Below are 17,808 nucleotides of genomic sequence, written 5' to 3' on the forward strand. Positions count from 1 at the left end.
CGCCCGCCCTGCCCGCCCCATGCCGGGGCAGGAGGCGGCCGCAGCGTCACGCCAGATGGACAGGCCGGCGGATCGCCGTGCCGACGCGCCGCAGCGGCAGGCCCCCGGCCGGAGCGCCCCGGCGCGCGGCGCACCATCGGCCCCCGCGGTTCAGCAGAATGTCGCCATGCCGGACGAGCAGGCCGTCTCCGCAGCACGTTTTGCCGCCGAAAGCGCAAGATCGCTTGCCGAACTGAAAACCGCACTCGAGGGTTTCAGCGGCTGCAATCTGAAAAACAGCGCCCGTAACACGATCTTCAGTGAAGGCGACCCCGCCTCCGCCATCATGGTCATCGGCCCCATGCCGGACGCGGATGACGACCGCGAAGGCCTGCCCTTTGCCGGCAAGACCGGCCTGCTGCTCGAACGCATGCTGGCGGCCATCGGCCTTGAACGCAGCGCCATCATGCTCGGCAATGTCGTGCCGTGGCGGCCGCCGGGCAACCGCCCGCCGACTCAGGCCGAAATGGATATTTGCCGGCCCTTCATCGAACGCCAGATTGCGCTGGCGGAGCCAAAACACCTGTTGCTTCTCGGCAACTTCACCGCACGTTTCTTCTTTGGCGGCACCGGCACCATCCATACGTTGCGCGGACAGTGGCGTGATGTCGCAGCCGGTCACCTTGTTTTGCCGGCGCTGGCCAGCCTGCACCCGCAGGAACTGTTGAACGCACCGGCCAGCAAGTCCTTGGCATGGCAGGATTTATTGGCTTTTCAGGCAAAGATTGCTGAAGGCTGATTGCCTCATTCTTATCCAATGTAAATGAATTATGAAAAAAGCCATGCGCATTACGCATAACAGCGGCGCATTTGGCCGGCTTGCCGAATCCATGCTGCGCTGCGATATAGCGATCATGTCTTGGGAGGAATTCGGTTTAAGGAACCAAGGCAATGACCACTCGCTTCCGTCCGGTACATTCCGGCTTTGAATCGCTCCGCCTGGCGGGCCTCGGCCCTCGCTCCAGTCAGGGCTACCATCGTTTCGGCGCTGCCGCAAACGAACAGATGACCGCACGCGCTGCCATGCAGCAGGTCCGCGTGACGCGTCCTTCGGCAGTCTTCGCGGATTTCCGCGAGCGCTGAGAAGCACTCAGGCCAGTTTAGTCGCTGGTCGATAGATATGATTGCGCGCTGGCGTCTTTCTTCGGGAAGGCGCCTTTTGCTTTTGTGGCGTCTGACGTCATCCTCGAGTTTTCCTGGCGCTGTCCGATTCAGACTTCGGCACGCTACGTGACATCAAATTGAGGGCGTAGGGGGCGCATTTTCCGCGACGTCATCCTCGGGCTTGCCCCGAGGATCTAAGCACCTCAACAAAATCAAAACGTAGGCAGATCCTCGGGACAGGCCCGAGGATGACGCCCAGAGAAGAGAGACCCGTCGTCGCTAACTTCAAGAGAACGGCACGCAACCATACCGTGGGAGCAGCAACCTCACCCCTGCGGCGTCGAAGCCTTGCGCGCCGCGCGTCTCGCCAGACCCAGTTGATGCTCACGGAAGATGATGAAGATGCCGGCGAGAATGACGATCGCCGTGCCGATCAGCATTGTCATCGTGGGAATATCGCCGAACAGAATGTAGGAGACCACAATCCCGAAGACGATGGAGCTATATTCGAAGGGGGCGATGACGGAGACTTCGGCGTGACGGTAGCTTTCCGTCAGGAAAATCTGTGCGACACCGCCGCAGATGCCGCTGGTGATCAGGAGCATGGCCTGCGTCATCGTCAGCGCGTTCCAGCCGAAGGGCACGCTGATGAGCGATAACAAAGTGGCGGTCAGCGAAAAATAGAGCACGATGGTCGGCGTCTTTTCGGTTTCCACCAGCTGCCGCACCTGGATCATCGCCAGCCCGCCCAGCGCTGCGCCGCACAAAACGGCTATGGCGCCCAACCCCTCACCCGCGGCAAAACCGCCTTCCTGCAAAAGCGTCATCTTCGGCCACAGAATCACCAGCACGCCCATCATGCCCACGAACACCGCGCTCCAGCGATAGACCCGCACCTTCTCATGCAGAATGACGGCGGCGAAGACGACCGCAAGCAGCGGCGAGGCATAACCGATGGCGATGAATTCCGGCAGCGGTAGCATGGTCAGCCCGTAAAAACCGCAGGCCATGGAGAGAATGCCGAGAAAGCCGCGCTTGAAATGGCCGAGGAGATTATTGGTGTGCAGCGCGCTTGCCAGCGCATGCAGCCAAGCGAGATAGACGATGATGGGCAAAATGGCGAAGGCAGAGCGGAAGAAGGTGATCTGGCCGGCCGGCACATCGCCTGCGGCCTTGATACAGGTCTGCATGACCAGAAAAAAGCCAACCGAAATCAGCTTCATGCTGATCCCGCGGAAGGGATTCATCGGTTCGGCGTTCATTGGCAGTTACTCATATCGGCTGCGCAGACACGCCATCGGGGGATTTTCATGCGGGAGGACGACGCGGGGGGACTGGATTAGCGCAAGGCTAGAGCATTCCTCCGGCGCTTTACAACAAAAAATGTTATTTACCCATGAATTCGGTTGATCCGGTCAGGGATTGTTCCCGCGGCTGTTGCCTTCCCTCCTTCATTCCTGCCTTGAGCCGGAATCCAGCCAGCCCAAGTCTTTGTGCTGAAGAGCCCCATCCGACGCGTAGACGCGCATCGGCTGGATGCCGGATCCGGCCGGCATGACGAAGAAAGAACCAGACCAAAAGCGACACGCGCTAAAATTTGAAGAAAATAAAATATAATTTCAGCAATCGTTCAACATTTGCTGCGATGGTCCACGGGTCCGGCGGCGGGAGGATCGTCTGCATGGCCGGTAGAGCCTTTATGGCGGGACAGAATGTCCTCCGATGCGCACATGAACGTGACGAATACTCCACCTATTTTACATCCCGGCCTTATGACGACATGATGGCGGGAAGACCACGCTAAGTTATTCAGGGATAGTCATGCGAACAGACACGGGCCAGATCGTTCACCTGGCAGATTACCGCCCCACCGATTTCGTTCTGGAGCGGGTGGATCTCACCTTCGAACTCGACCCCAAGAATACCAAGGTCGAAGCCCGTCTGATCTTTCACCGCCGCGAAGGCGCTGACCGGCAGGCACCGCTGGTTCTCGATGGCGACGAACTGAAGCTTTCCGGCCTGCTGCTCGATCAGGTGGAGCTTCCCGCCGATCAATATGACGCCACGCCCGACAGCCTGACCATTCGCGACCTGCCGGCCGAATCTCCCTTCGAGATCTGCGTCACCAATTACATCAATCCGCAGGTCAATACGCAGCTGATGGGGCTTTATCGCACCAATGGCGTTTATTGCACCCAATGCGAGGCGGAAGGTTTCCGCCGCATCACCTATTTCCCCGACCGTCCGGATGTTCTGGCGCCCTATACGGTGACAATCATCGCGGCGAAGGAAGGCAACCCGCTGCTGCTCTCGAACGGCAATTTCCTCGGCGGCGGCAATTACGACGAAGGCCGCCATTTCGCGGCCTGGTTCGATCCGCACCCGAAACCCAGCTATCTCTTCGCGCTCGTCGCCGGTGATCTCGGCGTGGTGGAAGACACGTTCACCACCATGTCCGGTCGCGAAGTGGCGCTGAAGATTTACGTCGAACACGGCAAGGAGCCGCGCGCGGCCTATGCCATGGATGCGCTGAAACGTTCGATGACATGGGACGAAGAGCGCTTCGGTCGCGAATACGACCTCGATATCTTCATGATCGTCGCCGTGTCCGATTTCAACATGGGCGCGATGGAGAACAAGGGTCTCAACGTCTTCAACGACAAATTCGTGCTGGCCGACCCGGAAACCGCCTCTGACGCTGACTACGCCAATATCGAGCGCATCATCGCGCATGAATATTTCCACAACTGGACGGGCAACCGCATCACCTGCCGCGACTGGTTCCAGCTCTGCCTGAAGGAAGGCCTGACGGTCTATCGCGATCAGGAATTTTCTTCGGACATGCGCTCGCGCCCGGTCAAGCGTATTGCCGATGTGCGGCATCTGAAGTCGGAGCAGTTCCCGGAGGATTCCGGCCCGCTGGCGCATCCGCCGCGCCCGGATAGCTACCGCGAAATCAACAATTTCTACACGACGACCGTTTATGAAAAGGGCGCCGAAGTCACCCGCATGATCGCCACCATTCTCGGCGAGGATGACTTCAAGAAGGGCATGGACCTTTATTTCGAACGTCATGACGGCGAAGCGGCGACCGTCGAAGATTTCGTCAAGAGCTTCACCGATGCCAGCGGCCGCGATCTTTCACAGTTTTCGCTGTGGTACACGGAAGCGGGCACGCCGCTCGTCTCCATTTCATCGGCCTATGATGCGGGCAATGCCACCTTCAAGCTGACGCTGGAACAGACCGTGGCACCAACGCCCGGCCAGCCTCTGAAGCAGCCGCGCCACATACCGCTGTCGCTGGCGCTGATCCTCGACAACGGCCAGATCGCCGAGCCGAAGACCGTCGAAGGCGGCGACTATCGCGATGGCGTGCTGCATCTGACCGAACGCAACCAGACCTTCTCCTTCTCCGGCATTTCCTCGCGGCCGGTGCTGTCGATCAATCGCAGCTTCTCCGCGCCGATCAATCTGGATTTCGAACAGAATGCTGATGATCTGGTGCAGATCGCCCGGCATGAAACAGACATGTTCGCCCGTTTCCAGGCGCTGACCGATCTTGCCCTGCCGGCGCTGATTGCCGCCACCAAGGCGGTGCAGAACGGCGAAGAAATCCGCACGGATGCGGCCCTCTCCGCCACGCTCATCGAGATCATCGGCAACGACGCGCTTGAGCCGGCATTCCGGGCGCAGGCGCTGGCCCTGCCAAGCGAAACGGATATCACCCGCGAACTCGGCGGCAACACCGATCCGGACGCCATCCACAAGGCGCGTAATGCCACGATCACGGCAATTGCCACGGCCGGTCTCGAAACGCTGCGGCGCCTTGCCGACAGCGCCGCCAATGGTGAAGCCTACAGCCCCGATGCCGACAGTGCCGGACGCCGTTCGTTGCGAAACGGTGCCCTCAGCTTCCTCGCCTTTGCCGAGGGAACACCGGAGCGGGCAGCCAAGGCCTATGCTGACGCCACCAACATGACCGACCTTGCGCATGCGCTCAGCGTCCTGACGCAGCGTTTTCCCGACAGCGCCGAGACGAAGGAAGCGCTTGCCGCCTTCGAAAAGCGCTTTGCCGACAATGCGCTCGTTCTCGACAAGTGGTTCTCGCTGCAGGCCGCCATTCCCGGCGAAGGTGCGCTGGATCGCATCAAGGCACTGATGAAATCGAAACATTTCATCGCCACCAATCCGAACCGGGTGCGCTCGCTGGTCGGTACGCTCGCCTTCTCCAACCCCACCGGTTTCCACCGTGCGGATGGTGCGGCCTATCGTTTCCTCGCGGAGCAGATCATCGCCATCGACAAGCGCAATCCGCAGCTTGCCGCGCGTATCCTCACGTCCATGCGCTCCTGGCGTTCGCTGGAGGCAAGCCGCGCCGAACACGCGAAAGCAGCGCTTTCGACCATCGCAGAGGCCAAGGGTCTCTCGACGGATGTGAGCGATATTGTCGGTCGTATCCTGAAGGGCTGATGTCCGGCAAAGCTCAACCACGTTTCTGATCCAGGCCACGACGCCGTCTTGATTTCCATCAAGGCGGCGTCGTGCATTGCGCAGCATCATGCTGTGCAAGGGGCCAAAACGGCTCGAGATCAGAAAGGAAATGCGGATGACGGACATGTCGAGGACCAGCGCTTCGTTTCAGCGCTTCATAACCGATGCCCCGGCCCACAAGGCGGCGTGGCTTCAGGCGGTGCAGGGTCTCGGTACTGCCTCCACGCTCGATGTGAAGACGCAGAGCCTGATCTATATCGGCATTCTGGCCGCACTTCGCCTGGAAAGCGGCATCGGTTTTCATGTGATGGAAGCCAAGGCGCGCGGTGCAAGCCGTGAGGATATCATCAGCGCGGTGCTCACCGGCCTCCCCGCCGCCGGCAATGGCGTAATCGGCGCGCTCGCTCCCGCGCTTGATGCTTTCGACGGAGCCTGAAACACCTTCCAGACGGCATCCCGAAGCAGCCGGAATTGACGTGCCGGCTCACTGATTTCCTTCATGAATCCCGCTTTTCCCAAAGCGGGAAGAGATTGTCCCGAAAAAATACGGAGTCGGTTCAAAGGGTTAAAATTCTTTTAACTTTTGCCTCTGGACACGGCGAATCGCATTTGATTCATTAGGGATATTCGAGCGGCGGCGCTTCGAATCACGAGGGACTTCTAAAAGGCGGGACAATGACGAACGTGCGGCGGGCGACTGCGGGCGATGAGCGGCCGTATGCCAAATTTTCTGATCTTGCAGCCTGGGGCGAAAGGCTTTCCAGCGACCTGATGGGTTTGATGAATGGCGCCGACCGACCGATGCCGCAGGTCGAGACCCTGCTGAAACGCCTGATCCCCATTCTCATCCTCGCTTTCCTCGTCGTTGTTGCCGCCTCGCGCATGCTGGGCATCGTCGCCGAATATGGCCGCATGGAAGAGGCCGCCCGCCACTCCACCGCGCTGACGGCACTGACCGCCAAGGCAGCACTTCTCAACAATGATACGATCTTCACCGCGCAGGATCGTACCCGCGCCGAAGCGAACCTTGTTGCCGCATTGCCGTCGGGCAGCCTTGCCGATGGCACCATGGTGCTGCTCTCTGGCAGCAATGGCCGCATCTTCGCGGGCGCCGGCAAGGACGCCACGCTTTATATCGGCACCTCGCTGCCGGCCCTGCTTCCCGAAATCGCCATCGTGCAGCGTTTCCCTGGTGCGCCCGGCACCATCGAGACCAACATCGATGGCCAGCAGCATTATGCGACGATGATCCCCTTCGGCGACGACGGCGCGATGGTGATCGCAGCGCGTTCGCTGCAGCCGATCCGCTCCTTCTGGCGCAGCGAAATCGCCATGAACGTGACGCTGTTCGCCGGCATCTCCTCCATCCTGCTCGTCGTGCTTTATGCCTATTACATGCAGGTGAAACGCGCCCGCGACGCCGATGACATCTTTGCCGAATCCAACCTGCGGGTGGAGACGGCACTGTCACGCGGCCGCTGTGGCCTGTGGGATTTCGATCTTTCCAGCCGGCGCATGTTCTGGTCCGGTTCGCTTTATGAAATTCTTGGCCTTCCACCCAAGGCGGCCCCGCTTTCTTTCTCCGATGCGGCACGGATGATGCATTCCGAAGACGGCAATCTCTACGAACTCGCCCGCGCCGTCGGATGCGGCAACCTGCGCCAGATCGACCAGATTTTCCGCATGCGCCATGCCAAGGGTCATTATGTCTGGCTTCGCGCCCGCGCCCAGGTTATCCGCACCAATAACGGTCCGCGTGTCATCGGTATCGCCATGGATGTCACCGAACAGCACCGCCTTGCCCAGCGTTACGCCGAGGCCGATCAGCGCCTTGCCGACGCCATCGAATCCACCTCGGAAGCCTTTGTTCTCTGGGACAAGAACGATCGCCTCGTGATGTGCAACACCCATTACCAGAAGGCCTATGGCCTGCCTGACAGCGTGCTGGTGGCCGGCACGGAAAAAAGCACGGTCTATGCCGCGGCAGCCCGCCCGGTCGTTGAGCGCCGCGTTGCCGATCCGGACCAGTCCGGCCTGTCGCGCACCACGGAAGTACAGCTTGCCGATGACCGCTGGCTGCAGATCAACGAACGCCGCACCCGCGATGGTGGCCTCGTCTCCGTCGGCACCGATATCACGCTTCTGAAGCGTCATCAGGAACGGCTGCGCGATTCCGAGCGCCGGCTGATGGCGACCATCGGCGATCTCTCCGCCTCTCAGCACAAGCTGGAGCGGCAGAAGACCGAGCTTTCCGACGCCAACGCCAATTACCTTGCCGAAAAAGAACGCGCCCAGGCCGCCAACCGGGCGAAGTCGGAATTCCTCGCCAATATGAGCCACGAGCTGCGCACGCCGCTCAACGCCATTCTCGGCTTTTCCGACATCCTGCAAAACGAGATGTTCGGGCCGGTCGGCTCGCCGAAATATTCCGAATATGCCCGTGATATCCACGACAGCGGCAAACACCTGCTCAACGTCATCAACGACATTCTCGACATGTCGAAGATTGAAGCCGGCCATATGCGCATCAACCGCGAGACCATTGATCTCGCGCCGCTGATCGAGGAAACGCTGCGTCTCACCGCCATTCAGGCCGAACAGAAGAACATCACCGTGCAGCAGAAGGTCTGCGCCGGGCTGACCATGCAGGGCGACCGCCGCGCCATGAAGCAGATCATGCTCAACCTTCTGTCAAACGCCGTGAAATTCACCGGTAACGGCGGCCGCATCGCGCTGCGCACCCATGTGCATCAGGCCGCCATGATCCTCACTATTGCGGACACGGGCATCGGTATTCCCGCCCAGGCGCTCAACAAGATCGGCCAGCCCTTTGAACAGGTGCAGAGCCAATATGCCAAAAGCCAGGGCGGCTCCGGCCTCGGGCTTGCGATTTCCCGCTCGCTGGTGAAACTGCATGGCGGCACGATGAAAATTCGCTCGTGTGAAGGCCGGGGTACGGTGGTGACGATTATCATTCCGCATGCGGCGGGGGTTTGTGGGACGGTGCATTGAAGCTTGGTGGGTGTGGTTCACCCCCCTCTGCCCTGCCGGGCATCTCCCCCACAAGGAGGGAGATCGGCAAGACGCACTGTCACCACTTCATACTCTAACGTCGAGATGGGCAAAACCTCGCCGCATATCGATCTCCCCACCTGTGGGGGAGATGCCCGGCAGGGCAGAGGGGGGTAAGCCACACCCACCGACATCACCCCCCATTCTTCACCACCGCCACAAACGCCTTCCGCACCGCCTTCGCCAACCGCTTCACCTCTCCCTCCAGCGTCGGAATATCCGGGCAATCCCCGGCCCGGCAAACGAGATCAGTGAGGCCCGCCGGCGCCTCCTTCGGATTAAACGCGCCATCGATGCACAGCCGCACGATCTGCGAGATTTCAGTGTAAAGCCCCATCGCCGCCATGCAGTCATCGAAAGCCTGCGGCTCCATGACAGGCGCGGCCAGCGCCTGCAGGGCCTCGGCCGTATTGCGACCGGGTTCGTGCACCGCAAGGCCCTTCACCGGGCCGACCAGCGCCAGATATTGGGCGATGAATTCGAGATCAATCAGCCCGCCATTGATGAGCTTGAAGTCCCAGTTGTTTTCCGGCGGCTTTTCCTGCTCGATGAGATTACGCATTTCCAGCACATCGGCGGAAACCTTGGCCACGTCGCGTTTCTGCGAAAGGATGGAGGCGATGATGCGGCGCGCATCCTCCATCAGCGAGGCGTCGCCGCAGATGAGGCGGGCGCGCGACAGCGCCATGTGCTCCCAGGTCCAGGCCTCCTCACGCTGGTATTTCTCGAAGGCGGACATGCGGGTGGCCACCGGTCCCTTGTTGCCGGAGGGGCGCAGCCGCATGTCGACCTCATAGAGCACGCCTTCCGCCGTCGGGGCCGAGAGCGCTGCGATCAGCCGCTGGGTGACGCGGGTGAAATAACGCACGACATCGAGCGGTTTTGTACCGGTGGATTCATGGGCGGTGTCGTCATAATCGTAAAGCAGGATGAGATCGACATCCGAACCCGCGGTCAGCTCGAAGGAGCCGAGCTTGCCCATGCCCATGACGGCCACGCGACCGCCGGGATAAGGCCCATGCGCCGCCTCCATTTCCGAAAGGACGGCATTCAGCGCCGCCTCGATCACCAGATCGGCAAGATGGGTGAAGGCGCGGGCGGCAACCTCGCCGCGGATCGCGCCGGTCAGCAACCGAACACCGATGAGGAACCGCTGCTCAGCGGCGAAAATGCGCAGCCGGTCGAGAATATCCTCGTAATGACGGGCATTGGAGAGGAAATTGCCCATGCGGTGGGCGAGATAATCGCGGGTCGGCACGTCGCTCATCAGCGCCGGGTCGAGCATGCCATCGAAGACATGTGGGCGGGCCGCGATGATTTCGGCAAGGCGTGGGGCCGAAGACATGATCGTCACCAGCAGATCGAGCAGCGCCGGATTGTTGCCGAGCAGCGAGAAGAGCTGAATGCCAGCCGGCAGGCCCGAGAGAAAATTATCGAACCGCAGCAGCGCCTCGTCCGCCCGCTTGCTTTCGCCAAAGGCGCGCAGCAGGTCCGGCGTCAGCTCCGTCAGCCGTTCGCGTGCTTCGACCGACTGCGTCGCCCGGTAACGGCCATTGTGCCAGGTGCGGATGACGCGGGAAATATCCTCCGGCCGCTGAAAACCAAGCGTGGAAAGCGTCTTCAGCGTATCGGGATCGTCCTTCTGGCCGGTAAAGACCAGATTGCCCGCCTCGCCTGACAGTTTCACTTCCTGCTCGAATAAAGCCGAATAACGCCGCTCCACCAGCCGCAGCACTTCTTCCAGCTTTTCGGAAAAAGTTTTTGTGTCCTCGAAACCGAGCATGAAGGCGATGCGCTTCAATTCGGCTTCTGTGTCCGGCAGCACATGGGTCTGCTCGTCGCGCACCATCTGGATGCGGTGCTCCACCTCGCGCAGGAACCAGTAGGCTTCCGTCAGGCTGTCGCGGGTTTCGGCGTCGATCCATTTCGCCTCGGTCAGCGCCGCCAGCGCCTCCTCGGTCGCCCGCACGCGCAGCGGCGGCATGCGGCCGCCGGCAATCAGCTGCTGGGTCTGGGCGAAGAACTCGATCTCGCGGATACCGCCGCGCCCGAGTTTGACATTGTGGCCCTTCACCGCAATCGCACCGTGGCCCTTATGGGCATGGATCTGCCGCTTGATGGAGTGGATATCGGCAATCGCCGCATAATCGAGATATTTGCGGAAGATGAAGGGCGTCAGTTCGCGCAGGAAATTTTCGCCCGCCTTGATATCACCGGCGACCGGCCGCGCCTTGATATAGGCGGCACGCTCCCAGTTCTGGCCCCTGCCCTCGTAATAAAGCAGCGCCGCTTCCACGGGGATGGCGAGCGGCGTCGAGCCGGGATCGGGCCGTAGCCTCAGATCGGTGCGGAAGACATAACCATCGGCCGTGCGCTCCTGCATGATGCGCACGAGACGGCGCATCATGCGGCCGAAATTCTCCGTCGCATCATAGGGATCGTCCATGATGCCGGCCGAAGGCTCGAAGAACACGACGGCATCGATATCCGAGGAATAGTTGAGTTCGCGCGCGCCGAGCTTGCCCATGCCGAGCACGATCAGGCCGGAACCCTCGCTCGGCGCGGCAATGTTCTTCAGTTTCAGCTTGCCGCTTTCATGGGCGGAAAGCAGCAGGTGATCGATGGCGGCGGAGAGCGAGGCATCCGCCATGTCGCTCAGCCAGCGCGTCGTATCGCGGGCGGTGAAGATGCGCGCCAGATCGGCAAGGGCCGCAATGAAGGAAAGCCGCCGCTTGGCGATCCTCAGCCGTGACATCACCTCGTTTTCGGTGGGCACCCCGCCCTCTTCACCCGGCTTCCAGCACGCGCGCGCCTCACCGACGAGATCGGTGAGCAACGGCTCGAGCGGCCTGGAAATGGCCAGCGACAAAAGCCCCTCATCCGCCGCCGCCATATCACGCAGATAGGGCGACAGGGTGAAAGCCGCAGCGATGAAGTCCTTCAGCTGACTTTCGCCGGCGAGGAGCGCGGCCACCGCCGGCTCCGCCTTGCCGATATCCTTCAGCGTCGAAAGAACGGATTTCAGTTCCGTCTGCGTATAGGGGCGGATCACGCCCGGCAGAACCTCGCTCAGCCGCCTCTCGACGGTTTCCCGTTTCGTCACTGTCTCTCTCCCTCTTCCGAGCCCATCTTTGCGCTTCGGTTGTGCCTGACGTTCAGGACGGTCCGCTCCCCGCGAAAACCCTCCTGCCGCCACACGTCAACGAAGCCTGCGGGCGCATATACTCCGCGTTGTAACAAATGCGGGGCGCTTTGCGATCAGGAAAACCGCTTTTGCCGATCTTTTCCAGGGACTGGCACGCGGAAGCGCCATTTCATCCGCCAATGGCAATCTCGCGTAATGTCTCCGCAATTGTGCCCGCGTAGCGTCCTCCCCAATGGAACCCACTCCCTGGTTTTCCAAGGCCCGGTGCTGCAACGGATAGGATCATGAAACAGTTTTTTACAGTGAAATGGCAAAAGAACCTGCGCGCCATGGCGCTCTGCCTGACGACGCTGTCCGCGGCGCAGGCCGTCTGCACGCACGTCTTCGCCGCCGATATCGGCAAATCGAACCGGGTGGTCGACCCGCAGGGCAATTTCGACGATGCGCGTTACAGCAGTTCCAGCGACTGGAAGATCACGCTCGGCGTGGGTGCGGCCTATGCCCCGAAATATGAGGGTTCGGACAAGCTGGAAGCCGGCGCCGTTCCGCTGGTTTCCGTGCAATATGGAGACACGCTGAGCATCGATTTCAGCGGCGCTACCGTCAATCTGCTGAACAATAACGGTTTCAGGCTGGGCATCAAGGGCGGCTGGGAAGCGGGACGCAAGGAAAAGGACGACAGGAAGAACCTGCGCGGGCTCGGCGACATCAAGGCCGGCGGCGTGGTCGGCGGCGTGATCGCCTATGGCGTGGAACCCTTCGAAATCTACGCCAAGGTGGACAAGACCATCGGCGGCAGCGAAGGCCTGACCGCAACCGTCGGCGCCAGCGTCTCGCACAAGGTCGACCAGTTCATCCTCGGGGCTGACCTCTCCGCCACCTGGGCCGACGACAACCACATGAAATCCTATTTCGGCGTCACATCGGCCCAATCCGCTCGCTCCGGCCTGCGCCGTTATGATGCGAAAGCCGGTTTCAAGCGCATCGACGCCAGCGCCTCGGTCTCCTACATGATGACCGAAAACTGGATGATCACCGGCACGGGCGGCGTCGGCTTCCTGCTGGGCGACGCGAAGAACAGCCCGGTGGTGAAGAAGGATATTCAGCCCTTCGCGATGATCGGCGTGGCCTACACGTTCTGAGCCTCGAAAACAGCCCGGCGGGGATATCTTCCCCGCTGGATACGCTCCCGATGCTCCTCAGCGATTATTGTCGGGAAACACCATTGAAACCGTCAGGCCCGGGCAGGCCGCATTTGTCACATCCGTGTCGGAAAGCACCAGCGATCCGCCGTGCAGCTCCATCACGGCTTCCACCAGCGACAGGCCAAGCCCCGTACCGGGTTTGGAACGGCTCTCATCCAGCCGGACAAAACGTTTCAGCACCTCGCCACGCTTGTCGGCGGGAATGCCGGGGCCACTATCGGCGACGGAGAGCACGATCGCCTCCGGCTCCTTTGCCAGTCGCACGACGAGCTTTTTGTCACCCTCGCCTTCGCAGGCATATTTCATGGCATTGTCGATGAGGTTCGAAAGCGCCTGGCCGATCAGTTCGCGATTGCCCTTGACGGTAAGGCCCGGTTCGATTTGCGCTTCCAGCGCAAGCCCCGCATCCTCTGCCACCGGCTCGTAAAGCTCGGCGCTGTCGGCGGCAATCGCCGAGACATCCACATCGGTCATTTCTGCTGCGATGGAGCCTGCCTCAACACGGGAAATCATCAGCAGCGCGTTGAAGGTGCGGATGAGCTGGTCGGATTCGGCGATGATGCCCTCAAGTGCGGCGCGCCGTTTCGTCTCGTCATCGTCGTCAAGGGCTGCGGCGGCCTTGTTGCGCAGCCGCGTCAGCGGTGTCTTCAGGTCATGGGCGATATTGTCGGAGACCTGCCGCAGGCCTTCATTGAGCTTTTCGATGCGGCCGAGCATGGCGTTGAGCGAGCCGGACAGCCGGTCGAATTCATCACCGGAGCGGCCCTGCGGCAGACGCTGGGAAAGGTCGCCGGCCATGATCTTCTTCGTCGCCGCCGACATGCGGTCGATGCGTTTCAGCGCATTGCGGCCGATGCCGAACCAGATGAGCAGCGCGCCGCCGCCCATGATGGCGAGCGCCACCATCAGCGCATTGCGCACCAGCGCACGGAACTTGGTCGGCTCGCCAAGGTCGCGGCCGATCAGAATGCGCAGGCCGTTATCCAGCATGAAGACATTGGCGGTGGCGAGATGCTGCACGCTGTCGCCGCTTTCGGAATAACGCTCGTAACGGAACGGGAAGCCCGTCCAGCCTTCCCTGTCGAAGACGCCGGGCTGCACGGAAGCGACGTTGCCGGCAAGGATTTCACCATTCGGCCCGGCAATGACGTAAAGGCTCGCGCCCGGCTGGCGGGCGCGGCGCTCCATCATCCTCAGCAGCGGGTTGATGCCGCCGCGATTATAGATGCGCTGTACATCCGAGACTTCCTGCAGGACGGCATCGCGCGTCTGCTGGTTCAGCAGCCGTTCGGAAAGGGCGGTGACGTAAAAAACGAGGAAGGCGGCGCAGAGTGCGAACAGCAGGATATAGAGCGCCGAAAGGCGCACCGCCGTCGATCTGAACACTATTCTGAGGCGGGCCATCTTCGCCAATCAGCCCTCGTCCTTCATCATGTAACCGGCGCCGCGAATGGTCTTCAAGAGCGGCTTCTCGAAGTCCTTCTCGATCTTCGAGCGCAGGCGGGAGACATGTACGTCGATGACATTGGTCTGCGGATCGAAGTGGTAGTCCCAGACGTTTTCCAGAAGCATGGTGCGGGTCACCACCTGGCCGGCATTCTTCATCAGATATTCCAGCAGGCGGAATTCGCGCGGCTGCAGCAGGATTTCCTTGCCGCCACGGCGCACATCATGCGACAGCCGGTCGAGCTCCAGATCGCCGACCCGGTAGATCATATCCTGCTCGGGTTTGCCCTTGCGGCGGCCCAGCACCTCGATACGGGCGAGCAATTCGGAAAAGGCATAGGGTTTCGGCAGATAATCATCACCGCCGGCGCGCAGGCCCGTCACGCGGTCATCCACCTGTCCCAGTGCGGAAAGGATGAGCACCGGCGTATCGATACCGCGACGGCGCAGCTCGCTGATGACGGAAAGCCCGTCGCGGCGCGGCAGCATGCGGTCGATCACCATGACGTCATAGGCATTCTCGCAGCCCATGAACAGGCCGCTTTCGCCATCACTCGCGTGATCGGCGACGATCCCGACTTCGCGGAACGCCTTGGTCATATAGGCCGCAGCCTCTAGGTCGTCTTCAATGACTAGAATCTTCATGTGCGGGACAATAGCGCCCTCGCCCTTTTCCGCACAACCGGAAACAGATGCGACAGACATTTCCTGAACCTTGTTTTCCATGAGGTTTCCTCCGAAGATCTGGCCTATTGCGTTATCTCGCCTCAAGACGGGCAATAACCTATGGAGCGAGTGGTCGCCGCTTGTTTCTTCTCCCCGCCGGGGAGAAGTCCGCGGCAGCGGGATGAGGGGGCGACGGTAGAGATATTCGGGGAGCTGGCCCCCTCATCCGGCCCTTCGGGCCACCTTCTCCCCCTCGGGGAGAAGAAACGGGCTGCAACGCCCTGTCATACTCAACCGCCCATCTGAAGAGCGGGATACGACGCCGGCTCCCGAAAGAACCGGCATCGCCTTTCAGCCTATCAACCCTGGTCGATGTCCAGAGCGATGAAGCGGCTGCCATCATCCGTCTGGATCTGGAACAGCGCCTTGGAGCGTCCGTCCTTTTTGGCCTGCTCGAGGATTTTCTCGATATCGGCTGCGGAAGCCACCTGCTGGTTGTTGACCGAGGTGATCTTCTCACCCGTCTTCAGGCCACGGGCAGCAGCATCGCTGTCAGGGTCGACATCGGTGATGGCAAGGCCATTGCCGTCATCGGCTGGCGCTACCGTCAGGCCGAGGCTGGACAGCACCTTCTCGCTGGAGGACTGGCTGCCGCCCTTGTCGTCGTTCTGGCTCTGGGTTGCCTTGGAGGCGTCGTCGCTGGTGAGATCGCCGAGCGTCACCGTCACGGACTGCGACTTGCCGCCACGCCACAGCGAGATTTCAACCTTGCTGTTGGGTGCCATGCCGCCGATGCGGCGCGACAGGTCGCGGGCATCCTTGACAGGCTCGCCATTGACGGCGGTGATGATGTCACCCTGCTTGATGCCGGCCTTGTCGCCCGGCGAGCCGGACTGCGGCGAAACGACCAGCGCACCCTTGGCTTCGGAAAGGCCGAGCGATTCGGCGATATCCTTGCTGACGGGCTGGATCTGCACGCCAAGCCAGCCGCGCTCCACCTTGCCGTCCTTCTGCAGGTCGGCGATCACATCCTTGGCGACCGAGGACGGGATGGCGAAGGCAATACCGACGTTGCCGCCCGAGGGCGAGAAGATGGCGGTGTTGATGCCGACCACTTCGCCGTTGAGGTTGAAGGCCGGACCACCCGAGTTGCCGCGGTTCACGGCGGCGTCGATCTGCAGGTAGTCGTCATAGGGGCCGGAGCCGATATCGCGGCCACGGGCCGAAATGATACCCGACGTCACCGTGCCGCCGAGGCCGAAGGGGTTACCGACGGCGACAACCCAGTCACCGACACGGATCTTGGTGTCGTCGGCGAATTTCACATAGGTGAACTTGCGGTTCACATCGACCTTCAGGAGCGCCAGATCGGTACGCGGATCGCGACCGACGAGCTTGGCGTCGAGTTCGGTGCCGTCATTCATCACGATCGTATAGGCGGAGCCGTCATCGACCACATGGTTGTTGGTGACGACATAACCATCTTCAGAAATGAAGAAGCCGGAGCCTTGAGCGACCGGGCGCAGCGGACCCTTGCCGTCACGGTGGCGGTTCGGACCACGGTCGGAGCGATCCTGGTTCGGGCCACCGAATTCCTTGAAGAAACGCTTCAGCGGGTGGTCATCCGGCAGCTGGTCGAGGCCACGACCGCCGAAATTGAAGGAGAAATTGCTGGAATCGTCGGAAGCGGGCTGCACGTTCGACTGCACGCGAACGGAAACGACGGCGGGCGAGACCGCATCGACCACGTTGGCGAAGCTCGGAACCTGCGGCGCGGTCACTTCGACGGGAGCGGCAAACGAATGGAGGATCGGTGCGGCGATGCCGGTCGACAGCATCAGAGCGGCAAGACCGCCGACGGTCGTGGCCTTCAAAGCCGTCTTCAGCGAGGAACGTCCGTTTTGCGAATGAGACATGGTGTACCTTCTTTCTTCATTCAGACTGGAACCCGTATGACCGGGGAAGCGGTGGATGATGAAGATATAGGAGGCAACACCTTACGGCGAAGTGTCTGCGGAATGAAAAATCCGTAATGTTGAAAAAGAACCGGGGACGGAAATGGAAACCGTTTATTTTTCAATGAGATTGCGAATTCGCTCTTCTTCGTCCGCGCTCAGTTTCTGCGGTTGTTCCTGACTTGCGCGGCGGCGAGAAAACACGAAGACGGCGAAAATCCCGGCAAGGGTGAGACCGATGGGCGCGCCCCACAAAAGCACGGTGCGCAGGCTGAGGCGTGGTTTGAGCAATACGAACTCGCCGTAACGCGAGACGACATAATCGATGACGGCCTTGTCACTGTCGCCCTGCACCAACCGCTCACGCACGAGGACGCGCAGATCCCGCGCGAGCTCGGCATTGCTGTCGTCGATCGACTGGTTCTGGCAGACCATGCAGCGGAGTTGCGAGGTGAGGTTGCGGGCGCGCTGTTCCAGCACGGGGTCTTTGAGGACTTCGTCCGGGTTAAAGGCGAGAGCGGGAAGCGTGGCGGCAAACAGGAGGGTGAGAAGAAGAGTGAGTCTCACCACACCCTCCCTCATTCCTGTGCCCGTCACAGGCATCCAGCCAGCCCAAATCCTCGGGCTGGAAAGACTCTCCCGCCGCGCAGACGAGTCTCGATTAGATTCCCTTGACGAGCACAGG

12 protein-coding genes are annotated in these 17,808 nt (G+C 61.1%); 6 read left to right on the top strand and 6 right to left on the bottom strand.

Going from position 1 to position 17,808, the window contains the following annotated elements; genetic code table 11:
* Nucleotides 1-778, top strand: a 778-nt coding sequence (locus QD336_RS02970; protein ID WP_499169278.1) for a uracil-DNA glycosylase, incomplete at its 5' end; no start/stop codon positions are given.
* A gap of 152 nt (nt 779-930) precedes the next feature.
* Nucleotides 931-1,122, top strand: a complete 192-nt coding sequence (locus QD336_RS02975) for a hypothetical protein (RefSeq protein ID WP_269344202.1) — start codon at nt 931-933, stop codon at nt 1,120-1,122.
* A 347-nt stretch (nt 1,123-1,469) separates the two neighbouring features.
* Here QD336_RS02975 and QD336_RS02980 read toward each other — a convergent pair whose 3' ends face one another.
* Nucleotides 1,470-2,405 carry a DMT family transporter gene (locus QD336_RS02980; protein ID WP_499169279.1) on the bottom strand — a complete coding sequence of 312 codons (936 nt, stop codon included), beginning with the start codon at nt 2,403-2,405 and terminating at the stop codon, nt 1,470-1,472.
* A gap of 559 nt (nt 2,406-2,964) precedes the next feature.
* On the opposite strand from QD336_RS02980, the gene pepN reads away from it, so the two are divergent.
* The 3 genes from pepN to QD336_RS02995 all read left to right on the top strand — a co-directional run bounded on the left by pepN (nt 2,965) and on the right by QD336_RS02995 (nt 8,646).
* Nucleotides 2,965-5,613, top strand: coding sequence for an aminopeptidase N (gene pepN, locus QD336_RS02985; RefSeq protein WP_499169281.1), 2,649 nt, complete (start codon nt 2,965-2,967; stop codon nt 5,611-5,613).
* 136 nt (nt 5,614-5,749) lie between these two features.
* On the top strand, nt 5,750-6,070 hold the full coding sequence (locus QD336_RS02990) for a carboxymuconolactone decarboxylase family protein (protein ID WP_269344208.1): 321 nt from the start codon (nt 5,750-5,752) through the stop codon (nt 6,068-6,070).
* Between the two features lie 239 nt (nt 6,071-6,309).
* Complete coding sequence (locus QD336_RS02995) at nt 6,310-8,646, top strand: PAS domain-containing sensor histidine kinase (protein WP_499169283.1); 2,337 nt, start codon at nt 6,310-6,312, stop codon at nt 8,644-8,646.
* 193 nt (nt 8,647-8,839) lie between these two features.
* Here the strand turns inward: QD336_RS02995 and QD336_RS03000 are convergent, their stop codons facing one another.
* Nucleotides 8,840-11,809, bottom strand: coding sequence for a bifunctional [glutamine synthetase] adenylyltransferase/[glutamine synthetase]-adenylyl-L-tyrosine phosphorylase (locus tag QD336_RS03000; protein WP_499169285.1), 2,970 nt, complete (start codon nt 11,807-11,809; stop codon nt 8,840-8,842).
* Nucleotides 11,810-12,135: 326 nt separating this feature from the next.
* On the opposite strand from QD336_RS03000, the gene QD336_RS03005 reads away from it, so the two are divergent.
* Nucleotides 12,136-12,993 (top strand): MipA/OmpV family protein, encoded by an 858-nt coding sequence (locus QD336_RS03005; protein ID WP_499169287.1) that lies wholly within the window; start codon nt 12,136-12,138, stop codon nt 12,991-12,993.
* A gap of 57 nt (nt 12,994-13,050) precedes the next feature.
* Here QD336_RS03005 and QD336_RS03010 read toward each other — a convergent pair whose 3' ends face one another.
* From QD336_RS03010 to QD336_RS03025, 4 genes are all read right to left on the bottom strand, one after another.
* On the bottom strand, nt 13,051-14,460 hold the full coding sequence (locus QD336_RS03010) for a sensor histidine kinase (RefSeq protein WP_269344447.1): 1,410 nt from the start codon (nt 14,458-14,460) through the stop codon (nt 13,051-13,053).
* 9 nt (nt 14,461-14,469) lie between these two features.
* On the bottom strand, nt 14,470-15,228 hold the full coding sequence (locus QD336_RS03015) for a response regulator transcription factor (protein WP_499169289.1): 759 nt from the start codon (nt 15,226-15,228) through the stop codon (nt 14,470-14,472).
* Between the two features lie 299 nt (nt 15,229-15,527).
* Nucleotides 15,528-17,084 (bottom strand): Do family serine endopeptidase, encoded by a 1,557-nt coding sequence (locus QD336_RS03020; protein ID WP_499169290.1) that lies wholly within the window; start codon nt 17,082-17,084, stop codon nt 15,528-15,530.
* 153 nt (nt 17,085-17,237) lie between these two features.
* Entirely contained in the window at nt 17,238-17,705 is a 468-nt protein-coding gene (locus QD336_RS03025; RefSeq protein ID WP_499169291.1) for a cytochrome c-type biogenesis protein, read from the bottom strand.
* Nucleotides 17,706-17,808: the final 103 nt, after the last annotated feature.

It is taken from the genome of Rhizobium sp. BR 250 (assembly GCF_047445855.1).
Lineage (GTDB): Bacteria > Pseudomonadota > Alphaproteobacteria > Rhizobiales > Rhizobiaceae > Agrobacterium > Agrobacterium tumefaciens_I.